At 71.9% G+C, this 26,296-nt stretch carries 24 protein-coding genes, 2 tRNA genes and 1 pseudogene; 13 read left to right on the top strand and 14 right to left on the bottom strand.

All coding sequences use genetic code 11. The features are described 5' to 3' along the window. Position 1: 1 nt before the first annotated feature. On the bottom strand, positions 2 to 1,354 hold the full coding sequence (locus IE290_RS31970; RefSeq protein ID WP_191248445.1) for an iron-containing alcohol dehydrogenase: 1,353 nt from the start codon (positions 1,352 to 1,354) through the stop codon (positions 2 to 4). A 211-nt stretch (positions 1,355 to 1,565) separates the two neighbouring features. On the opposite strand from IE290_RS31970, the gene nicT reads away from it, so the two are divergent. Next, complete coding sequence (gene nicT / locus IE290_RS31965; protein ID WP_191248444.1) at positions 1,566 to 2,633, top strand: Nickel transporter NicT; 1,068 nt, start codon at positions 1,566 to 1,568, stop codon at positions 2,631 to 2,633. Positions 2,634 to 2,648: 15 nt separating this feature from the next. Here nicT and IE290_RS31960 read toward each other — a convergent pair whose 3' ends face one another. Both IE290_RS31960 and map read right to left on the bottom strand, forming a co-directional pair. Further along, complete coding sequence (locus tag IE290_RS31960) at positions 2,649 to 4,175, bottom strand: TROVE domain-containing protein (RefSeq protein ID WP_191248540.1); 1,527 nt, start codon at positions 4,173 to 4,175, stop codon at positions 2,649 to 2,651. Between the two features lie 217 nt (positions 4,176 to 4,392). Continuing rightward, a complete protein-coding gene (map, locus tag IE290_RS31955; RefSeq protein WP_191248539.1) occupies positions 4,393 to 5,172 on the bottom strand; it encodes a type I methionyl aminopeptidase in 780 nt (259 codons plus the stop codon). 169 nt (positions 5,173 to 5,341) lie between these two features. Here map and IE290_RS31950 point away from each other — a divergent pair, with 169 nt between their 5' ends. Beyond that, a complete protein-coding gene (locus tag IE290_RS31950) occupies positions 5,342 to 6,553 on the top strand; it encodes a cytochrome P450 (protein ID WP_191248443.1) in 1,212 nt (403 codons plus the stop codon). Positions 6,554 to 6,709: 156 nt separating this feature from the next. Here the strand turns inward: IE290_RS31950 and IE290_RS31945 are convergent. Beyond that, positions 6,710 to 6,782, bottom strand: a tRNA-Lys gene (locus IE290_RS31945). A gap of 172 nt (positions 6,783 to 6,954) precedes the next feature. Between IE290_RS31945 and IE290_RS31940 the strand changes: the two genes are divergently transcribed. Then, on the top strand, positions 6,955 to 8,154 hold the full coding sequence (locus tag IE290_RS31940; RefSeq protein WP_191248442.1) for a L,D-transpeptidase: 1,200 nt from the start codon (positions 6,955 to 6,957) through the stop codon (positions 8,152 to 8,154). Positions 8,155 to 8,606: 452 nt separating this feature from the next. Here IE290_RS31940 and IE290_RS31935 read toward each other — a convergent pair. From IE290_RS31935 to IE290_RS31920, 4 genes are all read right to left on the bottom strand, one after another. Further along, a tRNA-His gene (locus tag IE290_RS31935) sits at positions 8,607 to 8,682 on the bottom strand. 73 nt (positions 8,683 to 8,755) lie between these two features. Continuing rightward, complete coding sequence (gene orn, locus IE290_RS31930) at positions 8,756 to 9,364, bottom strand: oligoribonuclease (protein WP_191248441.1); 609 nt, start codon at positions 9,362 to 9,364, stop codon at positions 8,756 to 8,758. A gap of 84 nt (positions 9,365 to 9,448) precedes the next feature. Beyond that, entirely contained in the window at positions 9,449 to 10,366 is a 918-nt protein-coding gene (locus tag IE290_RS31925) for a S1C family serine protease (protein ID WP_373300588.1), read from the bottom strand. Between the two features lie 81 nt (positions 10,367 to 10,447). After that, positions 10,448 to 11,227 (bottom strand): ribosomal RNA small subunit methyltransferase A, encoded by a 780-nt coding sequence (locus tag IE290_RS31920; RefSeq protein WP_191248439.1) that lies wholly within the window; start codon positions 11,225 to 11,227, stop codon positions 10,448 to 10,450. Positions 11,228 to 11,467: 240 nt separating this feature from the next. Between IE290_RS31920 and IE290_RS31915 the strand changes: the two genes are divergently transcribed. The 4 genes and pseudogenes from IE290_RS31915 to IE290_RS31900 all read left to right on the top strand — a co-directional run bounded on the left by IE290_RS31915 (position 11,468) and on the right by IE290_RS31900 (position 15,031). Further along, the gene (locus tag IE290_RS31915) at positions 11,468 to 12,403 is read left to right on the top strand and encodes a DNA-3-methyladenine glycosylase family protein (RefSeq protein WP_191248438.1); all 936 of its coding nucleotides are present in this window, start codon (positions 11,468 to 11,470) and stop codon (positions 12,401 to 12,403) included. Positions 12,404 to 12,755: 352 nt separating this feature from the next. Then, positions 12,756 to 12,827: pseudogene (locus IE290_RS38435) on the top strand (heme-binding beta-barrel domain-containing protein); the annotation flags it as partial. 182 nt (positions 12,828 to 13,009) lie between these two features. Further along, the gene (locus tag IE290_RS31905; protein WP_191248437.1) at positions 13,010 to 13,738 is read left to right on the top strand and encodes a M50 family metallopeptidase; all 729 of its coding nucleotides are present in this window, start codon (positions 13,010 to 13,012) and stop codon (positions 13,736 to 13,738) included. A gap of 51 nt (positions 13,739 to 13,789) precedes the next feature. Beyond that, complete coding sequence (locus IE290_RS31900; RefSeq protein WP_191248436.1) at positions 13,790 to 15,031, top strand: aldehyde dehydrogenase family protein; 1,242 nt, start codon at positions 13,790 to 13,792, stop codon at positions 15,029 to 15,031. Positions 15,032 to 15,092: 61 nt separating this feature from the next. Here IE290_RS31900 and IE290_RS31895 read toward each other — a convergent pair whose 3' ends face one another. The 4 genes from IE290_RS31895 to ccrA form a co-directional block, all read right to left on the bottom strand. Beyond that, on the bottom strand, positions 15,093 to 16,046 hold the full coding sequence (locus IE290_RS31895; RefSeq protein ID WP_191248435.1) for an adenylate/guanylate cyclase domain-containing protein: 954 nt from the start codon (positions 16,044 to 16,046) through the stop codon (positions 15,093 to 15,095). A gap of 6 nt (positions 16,047 to 16,052) precedes the next feature. Continuing rightward, positions 16,053 to 16,502, bottom strand: coding sequence for a universal stress protein (locus IE290_RS31890; RefSeq protein ID WP_191248434.1), 450 nt, complete (start codon positions 16,500 to 16,502; stop codon positions 16,053 to 16,055). 663 nt (positions 16,503 to 17,165) lie between these two features. Continuing rightward, the gene (locus IE290_RS31885; protein ID WP_191248433.1) at positions 17,166 to 18,227 is read right to left on the bottom strand and encodes a coiled-coil domain-containing protein; all 1,062 of its coding nucleotides are present in this window, start codon (positions 18,225 to 18,227) and stop codon (positions 17,166 to 17,168) included. A gap of 14 nt (positions 18,228 to 18,241) precedes the next feature. Beyond that, positions 18,242 to 19,579: a crotonyl-CoA carboxylase/reductase gene (gene ccrA / locus IE290_RS31880; protein WP_191248432.1), complete on the bottom strand. Its 1,338-nt coding sequence runs from the start codon at positions 19,577 to 19,579 to the stop codon at positions 18,242 to 18,244. Between the two features lie 212 nt (positions 19,580 to 19,791). On the opposite strand from ccrA, the gene IE290_RS31875 reads away from it, so the two are divergent. Both IE290_RS31875 and IE290_RS31870 read left to right on the top strand, forming a co-directional pair. After that, on the top strand, positions 19,792 to 20,166 hold the full coding sequence (locus tag IE290_RS31875; protein WP_191248431.1) for an SPW repeat protein: 375 nt from the start codon (positions 19,792 to 19,794) through the stop codon (positions 20,164 to 20,166). Between the two features lie 83 nt (positions 20,167 to 20,249). Further along, on the top strand, positions 20,250 to 20,837 hold the full coding sequence (locus IE290_RS31870) for a TetR/AcrR family transcriptional regulator (protein ID WP_191248430.1): 588 nt from the start codon (positions 20,250 to 20,252) through the stop codon (positions 20,835 to 20,837). Here IE290_RS31870 and mce read toward each other — a convergent pair. After that, entirely contained in the window at positions 20,834 to 21,277 is a 444-nt protein-coding gene (mce, locus tag IE290_RS31865) for a methylmalonyl-CoA epimerase (RefSeq protein WP_191248429.1), read from the bottom strand. The two genes, IE290_RS31870 and mce, sit on opposite strands and share 4 nt — an antisense overlap. A gap of 118 nt (positions 21,278 to 21,395) precedes the next feature. On the opposite strand from mce, the gene IE290_RS31860 reads away from it, so the two are divergent. Together IE290_RS31860 and meaB are read left to right on the top strand one after the other, a co-directional pair. Continuing rightward, positions 21,396 to 22,583: an acetyl-CoA C-acetyltransferase gene (locus tag IE290_RS31860; protein ID WP_191248428.1), complete on the top strand. Its 1,188-nt coding sequence runs from the start codon at positions 21,396 to 21,398 to the stop codon at positions 22,581 to 22,583. After that, positions 22,583 to 23,545, top strand: a complete 963-nt coding sequence (gene meaB / locus IE290_RS31855) for a methylmalonyl Co-A mutase-associated GTPase MeaB (RefSeq protein ID WP_191248427.1) — start codon at positions 22,583 to 22,585, stop codon at positions 23,543 to 23,545. The genes IE290_RS31860 and meaB overlap by 1 nt, the downstream gene beginning before the upstream one ends. A 148-nt stretch (positions 23,546 to 23,693) precedes the next feature. Here the strand turns inward: meaB and pdxR are convergent, their stop codons facing one another. Continuing rightward, positions 23,694 to 25,049 (bottom strand): MocR-like pyridoxine biosynthesis transcription factor PdxR, encoded by a 1,356-nt coding sequence (pdxR, locus tag IE290_RS31850; protein ID WP_191248426.1) that lies wholly within the window; start codon positions 25,047 to 25,049, stop codon positions 23,694 to 23,696. 45 nt (positions 25,050 to 25,094) lie between these two features. Here pdxR and IE290_RS31845 point away from each other — a divergent pair, with 45 nt between their 5' ends. Continuing rightward, entirely contained in the window at positions 25,095 to 25,559 is a 465-nt protein-coding gene (locus IE290_RS31845) for a carboxymuconolactone decarboxylase family protein (RefSeq protein ID WP_191248425.1), read from the top strand. Beyond that, on the top strand, positions 25,556 to 26,266 hold the full coding sequence (locus IE290_RS31840) for an isocitrate lyase/PEP mutase family protein (protein ID WP_191248424.1): 711 nt from the start codon (positions 25,556 to 25,558) through the stop codon (positions 26,264 to 26,266). Before IE290_RS31845 ends, IE290_RS31840 begins: the two co-directional genes overlap by 4 nt. Positions 26,267 to 26,296 lie beyond the last annotated feature (30 nt).

Genomic DNA, 26,296 nt, shown 5'->3' with positions numbered 1-26,296 from the left:
CCTACAGCGCCTGCCGGAACAGGCCCGCCACGTCCGCGGCGCTCGCCTCGCGTGGGTTGGTCGCCAGGCAGGCGTCCTGCAGCGTGGTGCGGGTCAGCGTGTCGATGTCGGCCTCGGTGACGCCGAGCGCGGCCAGCCCCCGTGGCACGCCCACGGCGTCGGCCAGCTCGCGCACCCGGCAGGCGAACAGCTCGGCCACCTCGGCCGCGGGCTTGCCGGTCACGTCGATCCCGGTGGCCGCCGCCAGCGGGACGAACCGCTCCGGCGCGGTGGCCGCGTTGAACCGGATCGCGTGCGGCAGCAGCACCCCGTTGAGCACCCCGTGCGGCGCGTCCAGCAGGCCGCCGACCTGGTGGCTCATCGCGTGCGTGATGCCCAGGATGGCGTTGGTGAAGGCCATCCCGGCCTCCAGCGCGCCCTGCGCCATCGCGATGCGCGGGTCCGCGGCGCGCGGGTGGACCATCGTGTGCAGCAGGTTGCGGGTGATGAGCGTGGCCGCGTGGAGCGCGTGCTGGTCGGTCAGCGGGTTGTGCGCGCGGGAGACGAACGACTCGACCGCGTGGGTGAGCGCGTCCAGCCCGGTCGCCGCGTTCAGCTCGTCGGGCATGGTGATGAGCAGGCGCGGGTCGACGATCGAGATGTCCGGCACCAGCGTGCGGCTGATGATCGTGATCTTGGTGTGCTGCGTGGTGTCGGTGATGACCGCGAACTGCGACACGTCCGCGCCGGTGCCGGACGTGGACGGCGCCATCACCAGCGGCGGGATGGGCTGCACCACCTTGTCGACGCCCGCGTAGCCGAGGATCGTGCCGCCGTTGCCGGACAGGATCGCCACGCCCTTCGCCGCGTCGATGCACGAGCCACCGCCGACCGCGATGATCACGTCCGCGCCGACCGAGGCGTACTGCTGGTAGGCGGCTTCGATCTCGTGGTCCTTCGGGTTCGGGGTGACGCCGGAGAACACGACCGGCCGCAGCCCGGCCAGCCGCAGGTGGCTCTCCGCCTCGTCCACCCAGCCGGCCTCGATCAGGCCCGGGTCGGTCACCACGAACGGACGGCGGGCGCCCACCCGCAGCGCGGCGTGCCCGAGTTCGGCGAGCGAGCCGGGGCCGAACACGACCTCCGGCACGTGGAACTTGGCGAGTTCGGCGGGCTCGGTGCGGGTCTGCGCCACGCACGGCCCGGTCAGCGGTTCGGCCTGGTCGAGGACTCCGCCCGGCACGGCTACCTCCCGCGGTCGAGGATCCCCGCGACGGTGCGGCGACCGGCTCCACGGTACGTCACGGTGGCCGTCCGCGAGAACACCACCGACGACGGCGCCGGGCAGTTTCGGCAGGTCGGACAGTCGTGGCATGGGGTGCTCCTCGTCCTTCGACCGCCTCGACGCTACCCCCTGAGGTGACGGCGGACACACCCTCCGGTCGGCTGCCGGTACCTACCCGATCGGATAGGTTCCCACCCGTTGACCGGCGCCCGCCCCTCCGTCCGGGCAGTGCCGTGCGCCGCGCGCGGATGCGACAGTGCTGGTACCGGCGACGAGGCCGGAGCGGCGGAGGGAGCAGAACATGGCGGTCCTCGACCGGCAGGGCAGGCGGAGCATCACCGGGATGGCCGTGACGGTGGGCCTGTTGCACGTGATCGGCTGGGGCACGCTGGTGCTGCTGGTGGTGCCCGGCCACTACGCGATCGGGCAGGCCGGGGTCTTCGGCGTGGGGCTCGGCGTCACGGCGTACACGCTGGGCATGCGGCACGCGTTCGACGCCGACCACATCGCCGCGATCGACAACACCACGCGCAAGCTGATGATGGACGGCAGGCGGCCGCTGTCGGTCGGGTTCTGGTTCTCCCTCGGCCACTCCAGCGTCGTGTTCGGACTGTGCCTGCTGCTCGGGCTCGGGGTGCGGGCGCTGGCCGGGCAGGTCACCTCGGACTCCTCGACGCTGCACGCCGTGACGGGTTTGATCGGCACGCTCGTGTCCGGCGGGTTCCTGCTGCTGATCGGGGTGCTGAACCTGGTGGCGCTGCGGCACATCGCGGCGGTGTTCCGGCGGATGCGCACCGGCGACTACGACGAGGCCGAACTGGAGCGGCGGCTGGACGAGCGCGGGTTCCTGAACCGGATCCTGGGCCGGGTGGCGCGCTCGGTGCGCAAGCCGTGGCACATGTACCCGCTGGGCCTGCTGTTCGGGCTGGGGTTCGACACCGCGACCGAGGTGTCGTTGCTGGTCCTGGCCGGTGGCGCGGCGGCGTTCGACCTGCCCTGGTACGCGCTGCTCACGCTGCCGGTGCTGTTCGCGGCCGGGATGAGCCTCCTGGACACCGCGGACGGGGTGTTCATGAACTTCGCCTACGGCTGGGCGCTGGTCACGCCGGTGCGGAAGGTGTTCTACAACCTGACGGTGACCGCGCTGTCGGTCGCGGTCGCCCTGGTCATCGGCGGTATCGAACTGCTCGGCCTGCTCGGGGAGCGGCTGAACGTGACCGCGGGCCCGCTGGCCTGGGCGGCCAGCCTGGACCTGGCCGACGTCGGCTACCTGCTGGTCGGGCTGTTCGCGGTGACCTGGCTGGTCGCGCTCGTGGTGTGGCGCGCCGGCCGGGCGGAGCAGCGCTGGGCGCCCGAGGCCGCCGAGTGAACGGCGGCCCCGGGGTCAGAACGGCCAGTGCGCGTCGCGGCCGGCCTCCAGCAGCGGGATCATCCGGAAGGCCGCGTCGGTCAGCCCGCCGAACGTGTGCCGCGTGCCCAGCCCGGACGGCGTGTTGCCGGCGGCGTACCCGGCGACGTTCCACACGTACAGCGGAACCTGGTCCGGCACGCCGGCCGACGCGTCCGTCGTGGCCGACTGCTCGTCGGTCACGATGACGACCCGGTCGTGGCGGCGGTAGTGCCTGCGCACCGCCGCCGCGGTGTTGGTGGCCGAGAACTTGTCCAGGCTCTCCACGAACGGCAGCAGCGAGCCGCCGCGCGGAACCTCGACCTCCCGGCTGTCCCAGCCGTACACCACGACCGTCGGCTTCTGCGCCCGCACCGCCAGCGCGCACCCGAAGACCGCCGCCTGATCGGCGAACGTGGCGGCCGACCGCCGGTCCCGCGTCCACATCGAGGCGGACCGGTCGATCAGGATCAGCGTCCGCCCCGGCAGAGCGGGCACGTGGGCCAGCGACGCGTGCAGGGCACGCTCCAGCGCCGGACCCCACCGCAGCGACGGCGCCGCGCGGTAGGCGGACAGGAACCGGAACGGAAACTGCCGCGAGCGCGCCACCTCGGCCGGATCGCCGAGCCGAGCCGCGACGCGGTCGGCCACCTCGTCCGGCACCCCGGCCTCGTCGAAGTTGCGCAGGTTGCGCAGCAGAGCCATGTAACCCATGCCCGGGATCACGGCCTGCCACGCCGCCGCGTCCAGCGGGCCCTGCAGCCATCCGGCCAGCGCCTCCCACGTCATGCCGGCGGCCCGCAGCTCGGCGGGGTCCAGGGCGGCGCGCCGCTGGTCGTCCGGGAGCGTCATGAGCGCCCGTCGCCGGGACAGCACGGTCAGCTCCGGCGCCGTGCCGCCCCGCAGGATGTGTGCGAAGAGCGCGTCCTGCACGGCGTCCCGCGGCGACGGGTGCACCAGGCGCAGCACGTCGGCGAACCGCACCCCGCGGCTGCCGCTGTCCCACTTCAGGAACGACCGCTCGTCGTACAGCGCGGCGACCGCGTCGGCGACACCGCGCTTGACCGGCTTGGGCAGGCGGCGGCCGTAGCGGCCGACCCAGTACGCGATCAACTCGCCTGGCTCGTCCGCCCGCCGCAGCACACTCGCCACGACGGCGCGGTTGGACGGCCCGTCGTCGGCGCCGCCCTCGAGCCGCGCCTTGACGAACTCGGCCGCGCCGACGAGCGACGCGGACCGCATGTGCGCCTCGGTGCGCAGCCAGCTCAGGAACCGCGCCGTCCACTGTGGATCGCTGAGCGCGGCCCGCCGGACCAGCTCGGCGTAGCGGTTGTCCCGGTCGTGCGCCGACTCGTAGAAGGTGTCCTCGCCGACCATGTTCGCCACCGCGAGCAGGAACAGCTCGGACTTGGCGTCGCGGGCGTACCCGGTGCCGCCCTGGTGGTTGACGGCATCGGGCACCGCGGCCGTGACGATCGGGGATCGGTTCGCCGGTCTTCGGCGGAGCAGGTTGAACTTGGACATGCCGGCCTCGCAAGGGGAAACGGGGAAGCCGGCGACCTCGGACAGGCCCGAGAAGGAGTCGGTGAAGGTTTCCACCTCCCGAAGGAAGGGCAGGAGTCGAACCTGAGGTGCCGGAAGTAACCCTCGCCTGCGCACCGGGCCTGTCCGAAGTGGCCGGCGTGCGGAGATCAGGATACGACCGGAACCCCCGGATCCCGAACCGGTTTTCCCGCTGCGGTCAGGCGCCTTTCGATTCCCGCCTGGTGAGCACCAGCGGGCCGTCCTCGGTGATGGCGACCGTGTGCTCGGAGTGGGCCGTGCGGGAGCCGTCGGCCGAGCGGATCGTCCAGCCGTCGGGGTCGTAGACGATCCGGTCGGTGGTGCGGGCGAACCAGGGTTCGAGCGCCAGCGTGAGGCCCGGCTGCAGCTTCAGTCCGCGGCCGGCCCGGCCCTTGTTGGGCACGTGCAGGTCCTCGTGCATGGTGCGCCCGATGCCGTGCCCGCCGAACTCGGTGTTGACCGGATAACCGTAGCCGGACGCCACCGCGTAGATGGCCGCCGAGATGTCGCCGAGGCGGTTGCCCGGACGGGCCGCCTCGATCGCCGCCTCCAGTGCTTCCTCGGTGGCGCGGATCAGCCGCAGGTCCTCCTCGGCGGCGGTCCCGACGACGATGGTGCGCGCCGAGTCGGCGACCCAGCCGTCGATGCCGACCGCGATGTCCGCGGTGAGCACGTCCCCGTCGCGCAGCGTGTAGTCGTGGGGCAGGCCGTGCAGGACGGCGTCGTTGACCGACAGGCAGATGACGTTGCGGAACGGGCCCTTGCCGAAGGACGGCGCGTAGTCCCAGTAGCACGACTCCGCCCCGCGCCGCTTGATCATGCCGCGCACGTGGTGCTCGAGGTCCATCAGGTTGACGCCCACGTCGGCGAGCCGGCCGACCTCGGTCAGCACCTCGGCGACGAACCGCCCGGCCACGTGCATGCGGTCGATCTCCGCAGGCGTCTTCAGCTCGATCACGAAAAACCTCACGTCACAGGGTTTGGTATTATTATACCGCCACCGTAGCATGGCCCGGTATAGTAATACCACTTCGGGTGTGACGCTCCGTGCGCAGTGGTGGATCACACTAGGCCGGATGGAGGCTTTTCCTTGCCCCGAGCTGGGCGAGTGTGGAGTGTTGACCGACGTGAGCCAGACCAGTGATCCGGCCGTCGCCGATCCGGTGCGGGAGCGGGCCCGGACCTTCGACCACCTCGACCCGGCCCAGGCCGCGACCATCCACGAAACCCTGGCGCGGTTCCGGAAGTCCTGTCCGGTGGCGCACAGCGAGGCGCACGGCGGCATGTTCGTGGTCACCCGGTTCGACGACCTCCGGCACGTGGCCAAGCACGGGGAGACGTTCTCCTCCGCGGCGGAGGTCGGTGCGGTCGTCGTGGCGCCGGAGACTGGCGAGGTGATCGCCCCGCTGTTCGAGCAGGACCTGGACGAGCACGCCGGCTGGCGGCGCCACCTGCAGCCGTTCTTCACCCCGCCCGCCGCGGCCGCCCACGAGGACTACATCCGCCGCGTGGCACGGCAAGTCGTGGCCGTGCTGGCTCCGCGCGGGCAGGCGGACCTGGTGCCGGAGCTGTGCGCGAAGATCCCGCCCCTGGTGATCGCGTCCCTGCTGGGCCTGCCGGAGGAGCAGCGCCCGACGCTGGCCGCGCTCGTGCACGGCCTGGCCGCGGCCGGCAACGCGCGGACGGCGGAGGCGATCGGCCGCGAGTACACCGAGTTCCTGCTGGCCCACATCCGGTCCCGCCGCGGGAAGACCGGTTCCGACGTGCTCACCTCGGTGGTCAACAGCGAGATCAACGGCAGGCTGGCCAGCGACCACGAGTTGCTCAAGTTCGCGTTCCTGCTCATCGCGGCGGGCAACCTGACCACCACCGACCAGCTCGCCAGCATCCTGCTGGAGCTCGCCCAGCGCCCGGACCTGCGGCGGCGCGTGGTCGCCGATCCCGGGCTGATCCCGCAGCTGGTCGAGGAAAGCGTGCGGCACGAGTCCGCGGTCGCGGCGACCGGCCGCACGGTGGTGCGGGAGACGGAGCTGGCCGGCGTCCCGCTCCGCCCCGGCGACCGGATGCTGCTGACCTGGGGCTCGGGCAATCGCGACGAGGACCACTTCCCGGACGGCGACGAGTTCCGGCTGGGCCGCCCGCGCCGGCCGCACCTCGGCTGGGGCGCGGGCGCGCACCGCTGCCTCGGCCTGCACGTCGCGCGCGTCGAACTACGGGTCATCTGCGAGGAGTTCCTCTCGGCGATCCCGGAGTTCACGCTGCCGGAGGGCTTCGTGCCGGAACGCACGTACGGCGTGATCCGCGGCGTGAAAGCGCTTCCCGTCACGTGGCCTGTGTAGCGCCGGTGCGGTTCATGCGCAGCTGGGCCTCCGCACCCCCTGCAGCGGGCGCCGCGAGCGCGGCAACCTCAGGACCTGCGTCGCCCGCTCGGCGTCCAAAAGTCGGCGGCAAGATCGAAAAGCAAAAACCCCAGGCCCGTGGACCTGGGGTGACTGTGCGCCATCAGGGACTCGAACCCCGAACCCGCTGATTAAGAGTCAGCTGCTCTGCCAGTTGAGCTAATGGCGCTGGCCTTGGCCGCCTGGTCTCCCTGGCGACGTGGAAAAGATTAGCACGCCCGCGGGAGGCCCTTCACGGGGGTCCCCTCTCGCGTTTCGGCAGGTCTCGCCCCTCGCCGCGGCGAGATCGGGCAGACTGGGCGGAGGAGAACGAAGCGGGCGATCTTCACCGGATTGGGGGCATGATGCGGCGTTCGGTGGTTGCGGGCAGATGGGCTTGCCTGGTGCTGGCGGCCGGGTTGCTGGCCGGCTGCACGGCGGAGTCGGGCAACGGCGGTACCAGCGGGGAAGGGTCACCGGGCTCGGCGTCGGCGGAAGCCGCGCGGCCGGCGTCGCTCGCCGTGGTGCCGCCGTCGGGTGCCGCGGACGTCGCGCCGGGTGAACCCGTTTCGGTGAGGGCCACGGACGGCAGGTTGACCGAGGTCACGCTGCGCAATCCCGAGGGTGAGGCCGTCGCGGGCGTCTTGTCGGCCGACGGCACGTCGTGGGAGTTCGCGGACGGTCTCGGCTACGGCAAGCAGTACACGCTGACGGCGGTCGCGGTGGGCGGGGACGGCAGGCAGGTCACCTCGACCTCGACGTTCACCACGGTGGCGAAGCCGCGGAAGACGATCTCGGTGTCGTTGAACATGCAGGACGGGGAGACGGTCGGCGTCGGGATGCCGTTGATCTTCACGTTCGGTTCGAAGGTCGCCGACCGGGCGGCGGCTGAGCGGGCGCTGAAGGTGGTGACGGAGCCGGTCACCGAGGGCGCGTTCCGCTGGATGAGCGACAGCATGGTGATCTGGCGGCCGAAGGACTACTGGCAGCCGGGCACGAAGATCTCCGTGGAGGCCGCGATCTACGGCAAGCCGTTGGGCGGTGGTGCGTACGGGCTGGAGGATCGTGCGGCGAAGATCACAGTGGGTGACAAGGTGGTCGTGGTCGCCGACGGTGCGTCGCACCAGGCGAAGGTGATGGTGAACGACGCCGAGGTGCGGACGTTGCCGATCTCGATGGGCAAGTCCGGGCACACCACGCCGGTGGGGACGTACACGGTGATGAGTGAGCACAACGGCTACACGATGGATTCCGGCACGTACGGTGTCCCGGCGGACACTCCGGGTGGTTACCGGACGTTCGTGAGGTACGCGGTGCGGTTGTCGAACAGCGGGATCTTCTACCACTCGGCGCCGTGGTCGGTGGGTTCGCAGGGGCGGCGGAACGTGTCGCACGGCTGCATCAACCTGTCGGACGCGAACGCGAAGTGGCTGATGGACCTCTCGAAGAAGGGCGACCTGTTCACAGTCACGAACAGCGGCGGCCAGCCCTTGGAAGCCACCGACGGCTGGTCAGTCTGGCAACTCCCCTGGCAAACCTGGACAACCCCCACAACCAGCTAAGCGGCCCCGCCGGCGCCCACCCACCGCCCCACGAGGTCGCCCAGCGACCGAGTAGGGGCCCCGCCACGCCCGACAAGGTCGCCCAGCGACCTCGTCCGGGCGATGCTGGTCGCCACGTGACGTGCCCAGCGCTCGCCAGGGTGAGGAGCTCGCACCGTGGGGGCCCGGGGGCTCGGCCCCCGGAGGAAATGACGAACCCCACCCGGCGAGGCCGCGAAGCGAGGGAGATGGGGTGGGGCCCTGGGGCGGTGCCGATGGCTCAAGCACCCACGCTCACCCGGCCCGACGAGGTCGCCCAGCGACCTCGTCCGGGCGATGCTGGTCCCCCGTGACGTGCCCAGCGCTCGCCAGGGTGAGGAGCTCGCACCGTGGGGGCCCGGGGGCTCGGCCCCCGGACGAAATGACGAACCCCACCCGGCGAGGCCGCGAAGCGACCGAGCAGGGTGGGGCCATGGGGTGAGTGACGGGACTTGAACCCGCGACTTCCTGGACCACAACCAGGTGCTCTACCAGCTGAGCTACACCCACCACGTTGGGGCGTCTTGCGATCGCCACCAGCCGGGATATCGTAGCGTGCCCGTGGGCGGGGGCTCGCGGGGGGTCACTTGGTGTGTTTGAGCTGCACTTCGGCGGCCGCGGCGCGGGCTTCGTCGGTGGTGGGGCCGGGCAGGGGCACAAACGCGGTGCGCCGGTAGTAGTCGAGTTCGCTGATGGATTCCTTGATGTCGGCGAGTGCCCGGTGCGCGAGGCCCTTCTCGGGCTTGGCGTAGTAGATGCGGGGGTACCAGCGCCGGACGAGTTCTTTGACCGAGGACACGTCGACCATGCGGTAGTGCAGGTGGGCGTCGAGGGCCGGCATGTCGCGGGCGATGAATCCGCGGTCGGTGGCGATGGAGTTGCCGGCGAGTGGGGCGCTGTTGGGTTCGGGGACGTGGGTCCGGATGTAGTCGAGGACGCGTTGTTCGGCTTCCTCGAGGGTGGTGACGGAGCGGCGGACTTCGTCGGTGAGCCCGGATTTGGCGTGCATTTCGCGCACGACGTCGGGCATGCCGGCGAGTACGTCGTCATCGGCGTGGATGACGAGGTCGAGGCCGTCGCCGAGGATGTTGAGGTCGGCGTCGGTCACCAGGGCGGCGATTTCGATCAGGGCGTCCTTCGCGAGGTCCAGCCCTGTCATCTCGCAGTCGATCCAGACAAGACGGTCGGTCACCGGGAAACCCTAACGCGGGCCGCGCGCGGGGACCGTCCGGCACAGCGGAACGGGCCGCCCCGACCGCGGCCCGTTCCGGGTGGGTCAGCTGTTCTCGATCTGCTCGATGATCGTTTTGGCGTCGTTGATGGGGATGGCGAAGCCGATGCCGACGGATCCGGTGGAGCTGGCCGAGGGGCTGTAGAGGGCGGAGTTGATGCCGATGACCTCGCCGTTCATGTTGACGAGTGGTCCGCCGGAGTTGCCCTGGTTGATGGAGGCGTCGGTCTGGATGGCGGTGTAGCTGGGGCCGCCGCTGGTGTTGGCGGTCTGTCCGAACGGGGTGTCCGGTTCGCCGCTGGAGATGTCGGAGAGGTCGCGGTCGAGGGCGCTGACGATGCCGGAGGTGACGGTGTTCTGCAGGCCGCCGGGGGAGCCGATGGCGACGACCTGCTCGCCGACCTGCACCTTGCCGGAGTCGCCGAGGGCGGCGGGGGTGAGGCCGCTGGCGCCCTTGGCCTGCAGGACGGCGATGTCGGCCTTGGTGTCCGCCCCGAGGACGGTGGCCTGGTACTCGGTGCCGTCGGACAGGGTGATGGTGACGTCGCCGACGGCGCCGGACACGACGTGCGCGTTGGTGAGGATCTTGCCGTCGGCGGTCAGGATCACCCCGGAGCCGATGGCCTCGCCTTGGCGGGTGGTGACGTTGACCTGCACGACGCTCGGCAGGACCTTGGCGGCGACGGCGCTGACGTCGGTGTTCGTGGTGCTGGACACCGTGGTCGCGGAGGTGGCCGGGCCCGTGGCGGAGCCGCTGTCGAGGCCCGCGATGGCGGCTCCGCTGGCGCCGCCGATCACGGCCGCGGCGAGGGTGCCGGCGGTGACGAGTGCGGCGACGCGCTTCTTCTTGGGCCGCGGGGGCGTGAGCACCGGCGCGGCCGCGACCGGCTGCTGGTTGTAGGGGTGGCTGTAGGTCGGCGGGAGCCCGCCGGCCTGGCTCGCCCGGAACTCGTTCTCGTTCATGTTCACGAGGTTGGTCCGCTTTCTTGTGAGAATCCTGTGGGACGACCCGGAAATCTCCTGAGAAGAATTTCCTGAGAGCTCTCAGTTCCGGAGCCGTTTCGGCAGGGCCGGCCAGGTGCGGCCGGGGGACAGGTCGCGCGCGAGCCGTGCCCAGGCGTGGGGCGGGACGGTGCCGGCGGGTTCGTCCGGGCGGATTCCGGTGCGGCGCAGGGCTCGCCGGTCGAACAGCTGGACCGCCGGTGCGGCGGGGTGGCGGTAGGCGGTGGACAGGACTGTCCACAGTGCTCGTTCGGCCGAGCGCGGGAAGGAGTTGCGGCGGATCGTCAGGTGCGCGGAGTCGACGCGTGGTGGCGGGGAGAAGTGGTGCGCGCCGATCCGGGTCACCAGGTCGAGGTCGAAGCGGGCGGCCCACCACGCCTGTTCGAGCTGCCGGGGCACGGTGGCGCAGATCCGTTTGGCGAAGCCCCATTCGACGATCACCGCGGCGCGGTGGAGTGCGGTGCGGGCGGTGAGCACGCGGCGGAGGATCGTGGTCGACAGCGCGTACGGGAGGTTGGCCACCAGCAGGAACCGCCTTCGGGGCAGCGGAATGTCGCGGGCGTCGGCGTGCACGACGCGGACGTTCGGCTGATCACCGAATCGGGTGGTCAGGCGGCGCACGAAATGGTCATCTCGCTCGACAGCGAGAACGCGCGCGCCGGTGACGGCGAGGTGCCGGGTGAGGGCGCCCTGTCCGGCGCCGATCTCCAGGACGAGATCGTCACCACCGATGGCGCAGGACTGGACGAGTTGTGCGGCGATCGCCGGCGTGGCAAGGAAATGCGCGCCGGCGGACCGCCCGGCACGGGGTGCCGAGGGCATGGGAACTCCACGTCATGAGAGCGGGCAGGAAGCTCATGACGCAGCGGCCGGCGTGGGGACGCTTGGTGTGAAAAGGGCAGCCGCTGCGTTCAGGCGCGCCGCAAACGGGCGAACACCGTGCAGGACTGCGACAAGGTACCCATGGCCCCACGGTAGCGGGGCGGGCAACCGGTTTTCCCGGAATTGTCGGTGGGTCCCGCTACCGTCGTCCCATCATCGTCGAACCGAAGGAGAGCAACGATGACGAGCACTGTGACGGGCACGGTCGAGATCGCCGTGCCGGGGCCGTTCGATCTGGCGGCGTCGGCCGGTTTCCTTGAGGGGTTCGCGCCGGCGTCGCGCCCGGACGCCGCGGAGGAGCCGGGCACGCTCCGGTTGGCTTTCCCGTTGCCGGGCGGGTGGGTGCACACCGGCGTGCGGGTGCGGCAGCGAGCGCCGGGGTCCGTGGAAGTGTCGGTGGTGGCGGGTGAAGCCGATGCCGCGGAGGCGGCGCGGCACGTGGCGCGGATCCTGTCGCTCGACGTGGACGGCTCCGGTTTCCCCGCGGTCGGTGAGCGCGATCCGGTGGTGGGTGCGTTGCAGGCGCGGTATCCGGGGCTGCGGCCGGTCCTGTTCACGTCGCCGTACGAGGCCGCCTGCTGGGCGATCATCGGCCAGCGGATCCGGTTCACGCAGGCGGCGCTGTTCAAACAACGCATCGCCGAGCGGCACGGTGAGAAGCTCGATGTCGACGGGCGTCCGTTGTGGTCGTTCCCGACGCCGGCGCAGTTGCTGGAGATGCCGGCGCCGTCGTGGCTGCCGGAGATCAAAGTGGACCGTCTGCGTGTGGTCGCCGAAGCCGCGCTGACCGGGGTTCTCGACCCGGACGCCCTGCGCGCGGCGGACCCCGCGGACGCCCTGGAGGCGCTGCGCGCCCTGCCCGGGGTCGGGGCGTTCTCGGCGCAGCTGATCCTGATCCGCGGCGCCGGCCACCCGGACGTCTTCCCCACGGACGAGCGCTACCTGCTCGAAGAGATGCGCCGAGCCTACGACCGCCCCGCCGCGTCGACGGCGGAACTCGCCACCATCGCCGACGCCTGGGCCCCGTACCGCAGCTGGGCGGCCCTGCTGTTCCGCGTGGACCGCACCCACCACGCGAAGCCGGACCGCCCACCGGCGACGGGGCAGGCCGCCTGACCACAGCCTGCCCATCACCTCGGTCAGGAGGGCCACCGCACGCCCCGCGACCGCTTCAGGAAAGGAGGCACCACCGCGAGCGCCCGAGACTCGTCTGCTCACAAGGACTGTCCGGTCACCGAAACCGAAACCCGTCGACGGCAGCCACAACCGTCGCGGTCGGCGGTCGGGTGCCGGGCGGTGCCCGGACCCGTGTCCGAGTAGGCCAACGCCCGCGTGCGGATGTGGCGCGATCAGGCATGCCCGGCGACCGATCCACCGTGGCACCCAGGATGCCCCGCTGGTCGGCCAGCGTCGCGCCGCGAGCAAGCACGGCGCCCCGCCGCCGCCGACTCAGCACGGCACGACGTCCCCGCGCACCCAGACGTCCTGGGAGCTGGGCACCGACGCGGTCGTGCGCACCTCCACGGCCAAGGAGGTCACCGGCTTGAGCCCGATGAACGCGCCGATCGCGAACACGACCGTCTGGACGGCCAGCAACGGCCACCTCCCCGAAACATCCCGGTCGGCGCTGCCAGCCGCGCCAACCCGACTACCAGTGAAGGAGCTGTGAACGCGATGGGGGTGATAACAGGGAGTGCACCCCACATGTGGTGAGCTTCGCGCGTGAACGAGGCGACGGCAGAGATCGACGTGCTGGCGGGTCTCTTCGGGGCGCAGCCGGATCCGTCCATTCCGGTACCGCTGGTGACCGGCGGTGTGGCGCTCCTGCTGGTGCTGTCCGGCGCGCCCTGGCGGATGGCCCGCAACGTGGTGACGATCGTGCACGAGGCGGGTCACGCGCTGGTCGCGGTGCTGGCCGGGCGTCGGCTGCAGGGGATCAAGCTGCACTCGGACACCTCGGGCGTCACGGTGTCCCGGGGCAAGCCCGAGGGCCCGGGCATGGTGCTGACCGCTCTCGCGGGCTATCCGGCGCCCGGGATCCTCGGCCTGGCCTTCGCGAGCCTGCTGGCCGCGGGCCGCATCACGGTGCTGCTCGCGCTCGCCGCGTTGCTGCTGCTCGGCGTGCTGGTCATGGTCCGCAACGCCTACGGCGTGCTGTCCGTGGTCCTCACCGCGGCCGGGCTCGCGGTGGTCGCCCTCGTCGCCGGGCCGCAGGTGCAGGCGTGGTTCATCTACCTGATCACGTGGTTCCTGCTGCTGGGCGGGCTCCGGCCGGTCATCGAGCTGCAGATGAAACGGCGGCGCGGTGCGGCGCGGGACTCCGACGCCGACCAGCTCGCCCGGCTGACCGGGGTGCCGGCGGCGCTGTGGATGCTCATGCTCGGCGTGATCGCAGTCACGTGCCTGTTCGTCGGCGGCGCCTGGCTGCTCGAACCCGCACTGCAGCCCTGACCTGCCGGTGCGGCACACTGGAGGCTCCCAGTTTCCAGCGTGGAGGTAGCGGTGTCCGACGAGGTGGCGAAGGCTGTTGAGGAGTGCGCACGGGCGGCCAAGGCGGCGGCCCCGTCGTTGGCCACCGCGTCCGACGAGGCCATCGACGCGGCGCTGACCGCCATGGCGGACCGTCTCCTCGACGCGCGCGAGAGCGTTCTGGAGGCCAACCGGGCCGACGTGGCGCGGGCGGAGCAGGACGGCATGAGCGCCGGCCTGCTCGACCGCCTCACGATCACCGAGGAGCGGCTCACCGGCATGGCCGAGCAGCTGCGCCTGCTGGCCGGCTCGCCCCACCAGGAGCGGGCGATCCCGGTGAAGGCGCTGTCCGGCGGGCTGCGGCTGGTCGAGCGGCGCCGTCCGGTGGGTGTCATCGGCGCGAACTACGAGGCCCGGCCCAACGTGACGGTCGACGTCGCGTCGCAGCTGGTCAAGTCGCGCAACGGTGGCGTGCTGCGCACCGGCTCGGCCGCGCTGGGCTCGGCGCAGCGGCTGCTCGAGGTGGTCATCGCCCCGGCGCTGTCCGACGCGGGCATCGACCCCGCCGTCGTGCAGCTGGTGCCGCGCGTCGAGCGGGAGGCCGCCGCGGCCCTGGTCCGGTTCCCGGACCTGGTGCCGCTGGTCATCCTGCGCGGCAGCGGTGAGAGCACCCGCGCGCTCGCGCTGGAGGCCGCCCAGCACGGCGTCCGCACGCTCGCCCACGCCGACGGCGGTGGCGTGCTGTACGTCGACGAGGCCGCCGACGCCGGCAAGGTCCGCGACCTGGTGTTCAACAGCCTGGACCGGCTGGGCGTGTGCAACCGGCTCAACCTGCTGCTCATCCACTCCGCGGTGCACGACCAGTTGTGGCCGGTCATCTCCGAGGCACTGGCCGAGCGGCAGGTGACGCCGTCCCTGCCGCCGCACGAGCACGCCATCGGCTACGAGTGGGCGCTCGACTCCGACCACGAGGCCACCGTGACCGTCGCGCAGGTCAGCGGCGTGACCGAGGCGGTCTCGATCGCCAACGAGCAGACGTCCGGCCTGGCGGCGGGCATCGCCACCGAGGACGCGGAGACCGCGACGGCCTTCCTCGACGGCTACACCGGAACCGGCGTGTTCTGGAACGCCCCGACGCGCCTGCTCGACGGCTTCAAGCTGCTCGCCGTGCCAGAGACCGGCATCAACCTGGACAAGGTGCCGGGCCCCCGCGGGCCGGTCACCTACACCGACCTGTACGTGCGCCAGTACGCGGTCCTGCCCGCGGACAACTGAGCCGGACCCGCCGCGTCCGCACTGCGTCAGCGCCCTGACGTGGTGCGGACGCGCAGGTCCGCTAGCCGCGCCGGAGCACGTACGGGTGCAGCCGCGTGTAGCCGCGCACCGTCACCGGGCGGCGAGAACGCACGGCGAAACCCGGAAGCTCGGCCAGCTGGTTCGCCAGTTCGCGGTCGATCAGCACCGTCCCGGGGCGCGCCACCGACGTGAGCCGCGCGGCCATGTTCACCACCGACCCGTACACGTCGCCGAAGCGGCTCAGGATCCGGCCGGCCGCCAGGCCCGCCCGGACTTCCGGCAGTTCGGCGTCGGCCGCGGTGCGCTCGGTCAGCGTCAGGGCGATCCCGGCCGCGTCGGCGGGTGCGTCGGCCACGAACAGCACCTCGTCGCCGATCATCTTCACCACGCGGCCGTGGTGGTCGGCGATCACCTCGGTCGCGAGCAGTTCGAAGCTCTCCAGCACGGCGCTGAGCTCGCTTTCGGCGAGGCGGCGGGTCAGCCGCGTGTAGCCGACCATGTCGACGAACCCGACGACCTCCGTCCGCGCCTCCATGTCCTCCTCGGGCGAGGCCAGCGCCCGCCCGGCGAAGGCCGCCAGGTGCCGCCGCCACACGAAGTCCTGCACGCGCTGCAACTCCGGCAGCAGACGCTCCACGAGCGTGACGACCTGCGAGTCGTCCTGGCCCAGGTGCTCGTTCTCGGTGATCAGCGTCCACAGCATCCGCACCTGCCACTCCGCCAGCCGCGACAGGTGGAGGCCGAGCGTGCGGGCCACCGGCGCCTCCAGGCCCTGGTCGAGCAGCCCGGAGGAGATCAGCTGGTCGGCGGTGCGGACGGCCTCGATGTCGGCGTCGGTGAAGACCACCTCGTCGTCGCCGACCGTGGCGAACCCGAGCGCACGCCACAGGCGGGTGGCCCGCTCGATGGGCACACCCGCCTTGTCGGCCACCTCGAGCCGTGTGTAGCGGCGCTTGCCGCCGAGCAGGATGCTCTCGAGGCGCTCGGAGTCCATGCCGGCCTACGTGGTGTGCACGATCAGGACGTCGACCCCCGACTTGCGCGCGGCTTCGGACGGCACCGACCCGAGCAGGCGCCCGGTGAGCGTGTTCAGCCCGCGGTTGCCGACGACCAGCAGGTCGGCGGACCTGTCGGAGACGACCTTGCGCAGCGCCTCGACCGGCTCGCCGACCACGGCGATGGTCTCGGTCGAGCCAGCGCCGGCCTTGAGGGCGCGGTCGCGGGCGCTGCGGAGGGTGTCCTCGGCCGGTGCCGAGCCGACCACCTGGTAGGCCTCCTCGCCCAGGACGTCCTGGGCCTTTTCCACGTCCTGCCTGCTCGCCGGGTAGTAGGCGCACACGATGACGAGCGTGGCGCCGGAGTCCGCGGCCACAGCCGCCGCCCGGTCGACCGCGCGGAACGATGAATCAGACCCGTCCGTACCGACAACCACGGTCCGGTATGCAGCCATCCCAATACCTCCGGCAAGGGTGCGCGCCTGTGCGCTTTCGCAAGTGGCGCCCTAGGTTACTCGCCAGTCGGTTTCGGCGCAGCCCCACCACCGGGGAGGGTTTCCCGATCTTCGGCACCGCGTGACAACGCGCCAGAAGCACCTCGTCTGATGGGGACAACCGCCCAGGTCGCGTGTTCTGGGGAAGCCGATCCATCCGCCGGCCGCGAAGCAGCTCTCCTCGGCCGGAACTGCCCCGAGCGGGCGCAGCTCGACCGGCGGCGCGGCCTGCTGAGGTGGTTCAGCTCCCGGCTCGGTGGTGTATTCCCAGCGGGATGCGGCCCGCCTGAGGGCACGGCTGGCCGAAGTGGCTCAGCCCTCTCCGCCAGGCGTTACCTCAGCCTGGCGGCCCCGAGGGGTCACTTCCAACGGGGCGGCAAATCCCGAGGTGCCACCCCCACTCGGGAGGCCCCCGAGGGTCACTCGCGCCCGGCGGGCCCCTTCCGGGGTCACTTTCAGCGGGGCGGCAAATCCCGAGGTGCCACCCCCACTCGGGAGGCCCCCGAGGGTCACTCGCGCCCGGCGGGCCCCTCCCCGGGGGTCACTTCCAACGGGGCGGCAAACCCCCGACGTGTCACCCCCCGGGGCGAGAAGCCACTCTGTCCAGGAAGCCCCGCCCGGGGTTCACTGCCGTCCGGAGGGCTTCCCCGCCGGCGCGGCCTCGCGTTCCTCCGGGAGTGGCTCGATCACCGGTTCGGCCTCGCCGAGGACCGAGTTGGCCTCTACCAGCACTTCGCGCGCTGCCTTGACCTGTTCGGCGATTCCGGCGCGCAGCTTGCGCAACGCCTCGACCCGGTCCGCGGCCGCGTTGATCCTCCGGTTCGACTCCTCCGTCGCCTCGCGGACGCGGCGCGCCGCCTCGTCCGAGGCCTCCGCCAGGCGGGCGTTCGCCTCGGTGATCGACTCCGTCTTGCGCCGGTTGGCGTCCTCGATGGACTCGCGGCGGCGGCGCTCGATCTCGGCCTTCGCGGCGGCCTCCTCCTCGGCGACCTTCTTGCGGATCGCCGCGGCCTCCTCCGTCGCTTCGCGGACGCGGCGCTCGGCTTCCGCCTTGCTCGTCGCCTCCTGCTCGGCCAGCACGCGCATCGCCTCGGTGCGCCGCGCCGCCATCGCGATCTCGAAGTCCTCTTCGACCTGCGTGCGGCGCTGCTCGGCCTCGCGGTCCAGCCGGTCGCGCTCCTCCTTGGCCTTGGTCGTGATCGACTCGGCCTCGGCGCGCGCGGTCTCCAGGACCTTGCGGTGCTCGGCCTCCATCTCCTTGCGCCGCGCGTCCAGCTCGGACAGCAGCTGCTCGTACCGGGCGCGCATGGCGCTGGCGTCCGATTCGGCCTTTGCCCGGATGTGCCCGGCCTCGGCCTCCGCGCGGGCCCGCGTGTCGGCCGCCTCCTCCTGCGCCAGCCGCAGCATGCGCTGCAACCGCTCGGACAGGCCCTCGACCGTCGTCGGCGGCTGGCCCAGCCGCTCGACCTGGCCGCGCAGGTTCTCGATCTCCCCGCGAGCCTGCTCGAGCTGCCGGGCCAGGTCGCCGGCCTGCGAGATGGCGGCATCCCGGTCGGCGGCGAGCATTTTCAGGTCGCTGTCCAGCCGTTCGAGGTGCTCGTCGACCTGGTGGCGGTCGTAACCGCGCTTGGCCAGGTCGAAACCCGCGCCGAGCGGTACAAGCTCTCGTTCGTCGCCAAGGCTCATACGGCCCAGACTACTTAGGCGCCGCGGAACAAATTGATCCGGTCGATGTGCTTGGACCGCTTCTCCGCATCACGCACGCCCAAACCCTCCTCGGGGGCGAGACACAACACGCCGACCTTGCCCTGGTGGGCGTTGCGGTGCACGTCCAGCGCGGCCTGCCCGGTCTCGGTCATCGGATACGTCTTCGACAGCGTCGGGTGGATCAGACCTTTCGCGATCAACCGGTTGGCCTCCCACGACTCGCGGTAATTCGCGAAATGCGAGCCGATGATCCGTTTCAGGTTCATCCACAGGTACCGGTTGTCGTACTGGTGCAGATAGCCCGAGGTGGACGCGCACGTCACGATCGTGCCGCCCTTGCGCGCCGCGTAGACCGACGCGCCGAACGTTTCGCGGCCCGGGTGCTCGAACACGATGTCCGGGTCCTCACCGCCGGTCAACTCACGGATGCGTGCGCCGAAGCGCTGCCACTCCTTCGGGTCCTGCGTGTTCTCGTCTTTCCAGAACCGGTAACCCTCCGCATTCCGGTCGATCACCAGTTCGGCACCCATCCGGCGGACGATCTCCGCCTTCTCCGGGCTGGACACCACGCACACCGGGATCGCGCCACCGTTGAGCGCGAACTGCGTCGCGTACGACCCGAGCCCGCCGGAGGCGCCCCAGATGAGCACGACGTCGCCCTGCTTCATGTTCGCGCCGTTGGTGGTCACCAGCTGCCGGTAGGCGGTGGAGTTGACCAGCCCGGGACAGGCGGCCTCCTCCCAGGTCAGGTGGTCCGGCTTGGGCATCAGCTGGTTGGCCTTGACCAGCGCGAGCTCGGCCAGCCCGCCGAAGTTCGTCTCGAAGCCCCAGATCCGCTGGTCGGAGTCGAGCATGGTGTCGTTGTGCCCGTCCGGGCCCTCCAGCTCGACGTTGAGGCAGTGCGCCACGACCTGATCGCCCGGCTTCCACCGGTGCACGCCGGGCCCGGTGCGCAGTACGACGCCGGCCGCGTCCGAGCCGACCACGTGGTAGGGCTGGTCGTGGCGCTTGGCCAGCGGCGAGAGCTTGCCGTAGCGCTGCAGGAACTTGAACGTCGGGATCGGCTCGAAGATCGACGTCCACACGGTGTTGTAGTTGATGGCGCTGGCCATCACGGCGATCAGCGCCTCGCCCGGCCCCGGCTCGGGCGTGGGCACCTCGTCCACGTGCAACGACTTGCGCGGGTCCTTGTCGCGGGAGGGGATCCCGTCGAACATGGCGACCTCGTCCGCGTGCACGGTCACGCCGCGGTAGGCCTCGGGCACCGGCAGGGCGCCCACTTCGGCGGTCTCGCCGGTGAGGATCGCATCCCGGATGTCCGTGATCGTCATGTCCGCCTCCCTGCGCTGGGTTGGAGGAGATGACATTACTGGCCAGTAACGTCATCCGCCACTGCCCGGAAGGAGGGCTGGGTCACCTGCCTGATCCGTCCGGTCTGCCGTAATCGGCGCGTGATTGACCGGCCGGCCAATCAAGGCGCACCATGGCAGGTGCGGAGACCGCGCCGCGTGGTCTCCCGGATCGGGTTCGGAGGTGATCACGAATGGCTGATCGTTCGAAGCGGGCGTGGACCCGTCCGCACGACTGGGCCGAGGTCGTGCTCGGGGTGGTGGCGGTACTGACGCCACTGTGGGCCGACACCGACACCACCACCATGTGGACGATGATCGTGCTGGGTGCCCTCATCGCGCTGGACGGCCTGCTGTCGCTGTCCATGCCGGGTCTCGTCTACGGCGAGGGGGTCCAGGTCATCCTCGGGGCGCTGCTGTTCATCGCGCCGTGGGTGATGACGTACACGGCACTGGACGTGGCCGCGTGGTCCTCGTGGATCATCGGCGCCCTGACCGCGATCGCCGGGCTGGCGGCCCTGCCGGTGGCGAACTCGGTGCATCGCGGCGGGATCACGGCGGCGCACTGAGCAGGTCGCCATCCGGTCGGCCCACGACGAGCCGGTTTTCGGTTAGCGTGGTGGGCCGGCGAGCTGTACGAGAGGCGGGCGGAGTGGCGCGGACCGAACACGACGACCTCCCGGCCAAGGAGCGGATCCTCCGCGCGGCCGAGGACCTCTTCGCGGAAAGCGGTTTCGACGCCACTCCGACCTCCCGGATCGCCGAGCGCGCCGGCGTGCCGAAGGGCCTGGTGCACTACTACTTCCGCCGCAAGTCCGACCTGCTGACCGCGCTGATCAAGCGGTTGCCCGACGAGCAGATCGACGCCGCGCGGATCGTGGTGCCCGGGGACATCGCGGAGAGCCTGCGGCGGCTGGTGTCCGAGCTCGACGCGCGCCTGGCCCGGTCCCGGATGCTGTCGCACCTGCTGTGGCGGGAGGCGGACACCCACCGCGCGGTGCGGGACGCGCTGCACGACCGGTTCCAGCAGCTGGTCCGCCAGGTGCGCACGGTGATCATCGCCGCCGGTGACGGCGCACTGCCGGTGGCCGACGTGGACAGCGCGGCCGGACTGCTGGCCCTCGCGGTCAGCTACCGGCACTCCGTGGCGCGGCACGGCGGCGACGATCCGCCGGACCTGATGGAGCGGGAGCTGAACTTCATCGCCGACGCGCTGATGGCCCGGCCCGCGCCGGGCTAGTGCGACGGGGCGGGCTCGACCAGCTCGACCAGGACGCCGCCGGCGTCCTTCGGGTGCACGAAGTTCACCTTGCTGTTCGCGGTGCCGCGCTTGGCCTGGTCGTACAGCAGGCGCAACCCCTTGGCCCGCAGCGCCTCGGCGGCGGCCTCGACGTCGGTGACGCGGTAGGCGACCTGCTGCAGGCCGGGGCCCTTGGTGTCGAGGAACTTCCCGATCGTCGAGTCCGGCCGCAGTGGCGCGAGCAGCTGGATGGCGGGGCCGGACTCGTCGCCCGGCGCGTGCAGCATCGCCTCGCGCACGCCCTGCTCCTCGTTGACCTCGGAGTGCGTGGCGATCATGCCGAAGTTCTCCGCGTAGAAGTCGATCGCGGCGTCGAGATCGGCGACGGCGATGCCGACGTGGTCGATGGTCGTCACGAACGGCTTCAGCGCGTCATTCATAGTGGTGAGGATAAGGCTTGGCACCGCGGTGAGTGGGTGCTACGGCTCACACCTGTACTGGACGGCCGCTCCGGGTATCGTCGGATCGACCGCCGTCGTTCGTCTGTTGGAGGCTGTTGTGTCCGGTTCCGTCATCCTGGGTGCCGCGCGTACCCCGATCGGGCGTCTGCTCGGTTCACTGAAGGACTTCACCGGGGCGCAGCTGGGCGGTATCGCCATCAAGGCCGCGCTCGAGCAGGCCGGGGTGTCCCCGGACCAGGTGCAGTACACGATCATGGGCCAGGTGCTCACCGCGGGCGCCGGCCAGATCCCGGCGCGGCAGGCCGCGGTCGCCGCCGGCATCCCGATGGACGTGCCCGCGCTGACCATCAACAAGGTGTGCCTGTCCGGCCTGGACGCGATCGCGCTGGCCGACCAGCTCATCCGGGCCGGCGAGTTCGACCTGGTGGTCGCGGGCGGCCAGGAGTCGATGACCCAGGCGCCGCACCTGCTGCCCAAGTCGCGGTCCGGCTTCAAGTACGGCGACACGACGCTGCTCGACCACATGGCCTACGACGGCCTGTTCTGCGCCTTCGACCAGTGCGCGATGGGCGCGTCGACGGAGAAGTACAACTCCCGCTACGGCATCACGCGCGAGGACCAGGACACCTTCGCCGCCCGCTCGCACCAGCGCGCGGTCGCCGCGGCCGAGGCCGGACGGTTCAAGGCCGAGCTGGCGCCGGTGTCGATCCCGCAGCGCAAGGGCGACCCGGTCGTATTCGACACCGACGAGGGCGTGCGCGCCGACACCACCGCCGAGAGCCTGGCCAAGCTGCGCCCGGCCTTCGCCGCCGACGGCACCATCACCGCGGGTTCGGCGTCGCAGATCTCCGACGGCGCGGCCGCGGTGATCGTCGCCAGCCGCGCCAAGGCCGAGGAGCTGGGCCTGGAGCCGCTGGCCGAGATCGGTGCGCACGGCGTGGTCGCCGGGCCGGACGCGAGCCTGCACGAGCAGCCGTCCAACGCGATCAAGGCCGCGCTGGCGAAGGCGAAGCTGGACGCGAGCGCGCTGGACCTGGTGGAGATCAACGAGGCGTTCGCCGCGGTCGGCCTGGTGTCGACGAAGGCGCTGGGCATCGACCCGGAGATCGTGAACGTCGACGGCGGCGCCATCGCCCTCGGCCACCCGATCGGCGCGTCCGGCGCCCGGCTGGCCGTGCACCTGGTGCACGAGCTGCGCCGCCGCGGTGGCGGTCTCGGCGCGGCCGGGCTGTGCGGTGGCGGTGGGCAGGGCGACGCGCTGCTGATCAAGGTGCCCGCGCTGTAGTGCCACTGGACGTCGGGGAACTCGTCGACCGCGCGCGGGAGGGACAGCCGCGCGCGGTCGCCAGGCTGATCTCGCTGGTCGAGGACGCGCACCCGCGCCTGCGTGAGGTGGCCGCGGCGCTCACGCCGCACACCGGGCGGGCGCGGGTGATCGGCCTGACCGGGCCGCCCGGGGTCGGCAAGTCGACTTCGACGTCCATGCTGTTGTCCGCGTTGCGGGCGGAGGGCAAGCGGGTCGGGGTGCTGGCGATCGACCCGTCGTCGCCGTTCTCCGGCGGGGCGCTGCTCGGCGACCGGATCCGGATGACCGAGCACGCGACCGATCCGGGCGTGTTCATCCGCTCGATGGCCACGCGGGGGCACCTGGGCGGGCTGTCCTGGGCGACGCCGCAGGCGGTGCGGGTACTCGACGCCGCCGGGTTCGACGTGATCCTGATCGAGACCGTCGGGGTCGGACAGTCCGAAGTGGACGTCGTGAAGCTGGCCGACACCACGGTGGTCCTGCTGGCGCCCGGGCTCGGCGACGGCATCCAGGCGGCCAAGGCCGGGGTGCTCGAGATCGCCGACGTGTTCGTGGTGAACAAGGCCGACCGCGACGGCGCGGAGACCGTGGTGCGCGACCTGAAGCAGATGATCGCGTTCGCGCGACGGGAAATCCGCGGCGAGAGCTGGCGGCAGCCGATCGTGCGGACGGTCGCCGCCCGCGGCGAGGGCGTGCCGGACCTGGTGAAGGCGCTGTCCGAGCACCACGACTGGCTGGAATCGCACGGGGAACTGGCCCGCCGCCGAGCCGAGCGAGCCGCGAGCGAGGTGGCGGCCATCGCGCTGCGCGAGCTGCAGGCGCGGCTGACGGACCTGCACGGCGGCGGGCACCTGCCGGCGGTGGCGAAGAAGGTCGTGGACCGCGAGCTGGACCCGTACGCAGCGGCCGACGAGCTGCTGGCCGCCCTACGCGCCGACTGACGAGCTGCTGGCCGCGCCACGCGGCGGCTCGTGGGCCATCGCCGGTGGTCCCGTCCGGGGTCGGGCGGTCGGCTGGCGCGGGCCGCTCACCTCGCCGCGCACGGTGGGGCGTTGCTCCACGCACCGCGGCCGGCGAGCTGCTGGCTCCCTACGCGACCGCTCGTAGGCCGTCCACCAGGGCTTCCACCGCTGGGCCGAACGCGTGCTCCGCCGGGGTCGCGTATCCGATCACCAGTCCGCCGGGGCCCGAGCGCACCCAGTAGCGGCTCAGGTGGTCCACCGACACCGAGCGGCGGCGCAGTGCCCTCAGCACCGCACCCTCGTCGGGCACGCGCAGCACCAGGTGCAGCCCCGCGGAGATGCCTTCCGGCACGAACTCCCGCGGCAGCGCGGCGAGCAGCCGGTCGCGGCGGCGGCGGTAGGCGACCCGGCGCTGCCGGACGTGCCGGTCGTAGGCGCCGGAGTTCAGCAGCTCGGCGAGGACCAGGTGGTCCACCACCGGCGCGCGCCAGCCCAGCGCCGCCATCGTGTCGCGCACCGGGCCGACCAGCCGCCGCGGCAGGACCAGCCACCCGATCCGCAGCGCCGGCGCCAGTGTCTTGCTGACCCCGCCGGCGTAGATGATCCGCTCCGGCGCCAGCGACTGCACCGCCCCGACCGGCTGTCGGTCGAAGCGGAACTCGCCGTCGTAGTCGTCCTCGATCACCAGGCCACCCGCCGCCGCCCAGCCGGCCAGCGCGGAGCGGCGTTCCGGCGCGAGCGTGACCCCGAGCGGGTACTGGTGCGCCGCCGTCACGACCACCACTGGACTGTCCAGTTCGGACACCCGGATCCCGCGCTCGTCCACCGGCACCGGCACGACCTCCGCGCCGCCACGAGCCGCGCCCTCGCGGAACTCCGGCAGCGACGGATCCTCGAAGGCGATCTCGTCGAACAGGTGCCCCAGCACACCGATCGCGTGCGAGTAGCCGCCGCACACCACGATCCGGTCCGGCTCCGCGAGCACGCCGCGGCTGCGCGCGAGGTACCGGGCCAGGGCTTCGCGCAGCGCGGCCGGCCCGGCCGGATCGCCGTAGTCGAACGCGCCGGCGGGCATCGACTGCAGCACCCGGCGCGTGGCGGACGCCCACGCCGCCCGCGGGAACGCCGACAGATCCGGCCGCCCGGGGAACAGGTCCCACCGCGCGTCCCGGAACCAGGCGGACGTCGGCGGCCCGGACTTCTCGCGCGGTTCGGCCGGCGTGTGGGTGTCCGCGGCGACGCGCGTGGGCGCGCCCTGCCTGGTGCGCAGGTACCCCTCGGCGGTCAGGTCGCTGTAGACGCGCGTGACGGTGCCGCGCGCGATGCCGAGATCGGCGGCGAGCGCGCGCGTGGACGGCAACGCCGTGCCGGGAGCGAGCCGCCCTTCACGAACGGCGCGCCGCAACGCGTCGGCGAGCCCGCGCCTGCCATCCGAGGGCGACCAGTCGAGATGCAGATCGGAACTGGACCAGGAACCTGTCACGAAACTGGACCATACTCGTGGGCCAGCGGCGGATAGCGTGGTCGCATGACCAAGCGAATCCAGTTGTCCGCCGCGCTGCCCGAGGCCTACCAGTCGATCATCCAGCTGCACACCGTCGTCGAGAAGGCGGCCGCCAACGCGGGACTGGACCAGCGGCTGATCGAGCTGGTGAAGATCCGCGCGTCGATGCTCAACGGGTGCGCCTACTGCCTCGACCTGCACTCGCGCGACGCCCGCAAGCTGGGGGAGAGCGAGCGGCGGATCATCATGCTCAGCGCGTGGTGGGAGACCGACCTCTACACCGAGCAGGAGCGGGCCGCGCTCGCGCTGACCGACGCGATGACCCGGCTGCCGCAGCACCAGGACGTGCCCGACGACGTCTACCAACAGGCGACCAGCGTCTTCACCGAAGAGCAGTACGTCGCGGTCGCCTGGGCGGCCACGGTGATCAACGCCTTCAACCGGCTCGGCGTCACCAGCCACAAGCCGCTCCCGGTGAACCCGAAGTGACCGCCGAGGCGCTGCGGGCGCTGCACGTCCCGGGCGACCCGCTGATCCTGCCGAACGCGTGGGACGCCGACACCGCGCGCCTGGTCGAGGAGGCCGGGTTCCCGGTGGTGGCCACGTCCTCGGTCGCGGTCGCCGCCGCGCTCGGCTACCCGGACGGCGAGGCCGCGCCGGCCGAGGAGATGTTCGCCGCCGCGGCCCGCATCGCTCGTGCGGTGTCGGTGCCGGTGACGGTGGACGCCGAGAGCGGCTACGGGCTGTCCGGGGCCGAGTTCGCCGAACGACTGCTGGCGACCGGCGCGGTCGGGTGCAACTACGAGGACACCGACCACGCGCGCGGCGCCCTGCGGCCGGTGGACGAGCAGGCGGCCCGGCTGGCGGCGGTGCGCGCGGCCGCGGGCCGGGACCTGGTGATCAACGCGCGGATCGACGTGTTCCTGCGCGCCACCGACCCGCGCGCGGTGCTGCCGGAGGCGATCGAGCGGGCCCGGGCCTACCTCGAGGCCGGGGCGGACTGCGTGTACCCGATCCTGCTGCGGGACCGCGAGGTCCTGGGCGAGTTCGTGCGGGCGGTGAGCCCGGCCGCGGTCAACGCCAACGGTCCCGTCGCCGAACTGGCCGAGCTGGGCGTCGCGCGGATCTCGCTCGGCGCCGGGCTGTGGCGGGCCGCCCGCGGGTGGCTGGCCGAGCACCTGAAGACCCTGCGGTGAAAACCGGGGAGGTGCGTACCCCCAGGGGCG

The sequence above is a fragment of the Amycolatopsis deserti genome (assembly GCF_014653945.1).
Taxonomy (GTDB): domain Bacteria; phylum Actinomycetota; class Actinomycetes; order Mycobacteriales; family Pseudonocardiaceae; genus Amycolatopsis_E; species Amycolatopsis_E deserti.
Note: the sequence above shows the minus strand (reverse complement) of the source record. Positions and strands in the feature narration are given on the sequence as shown.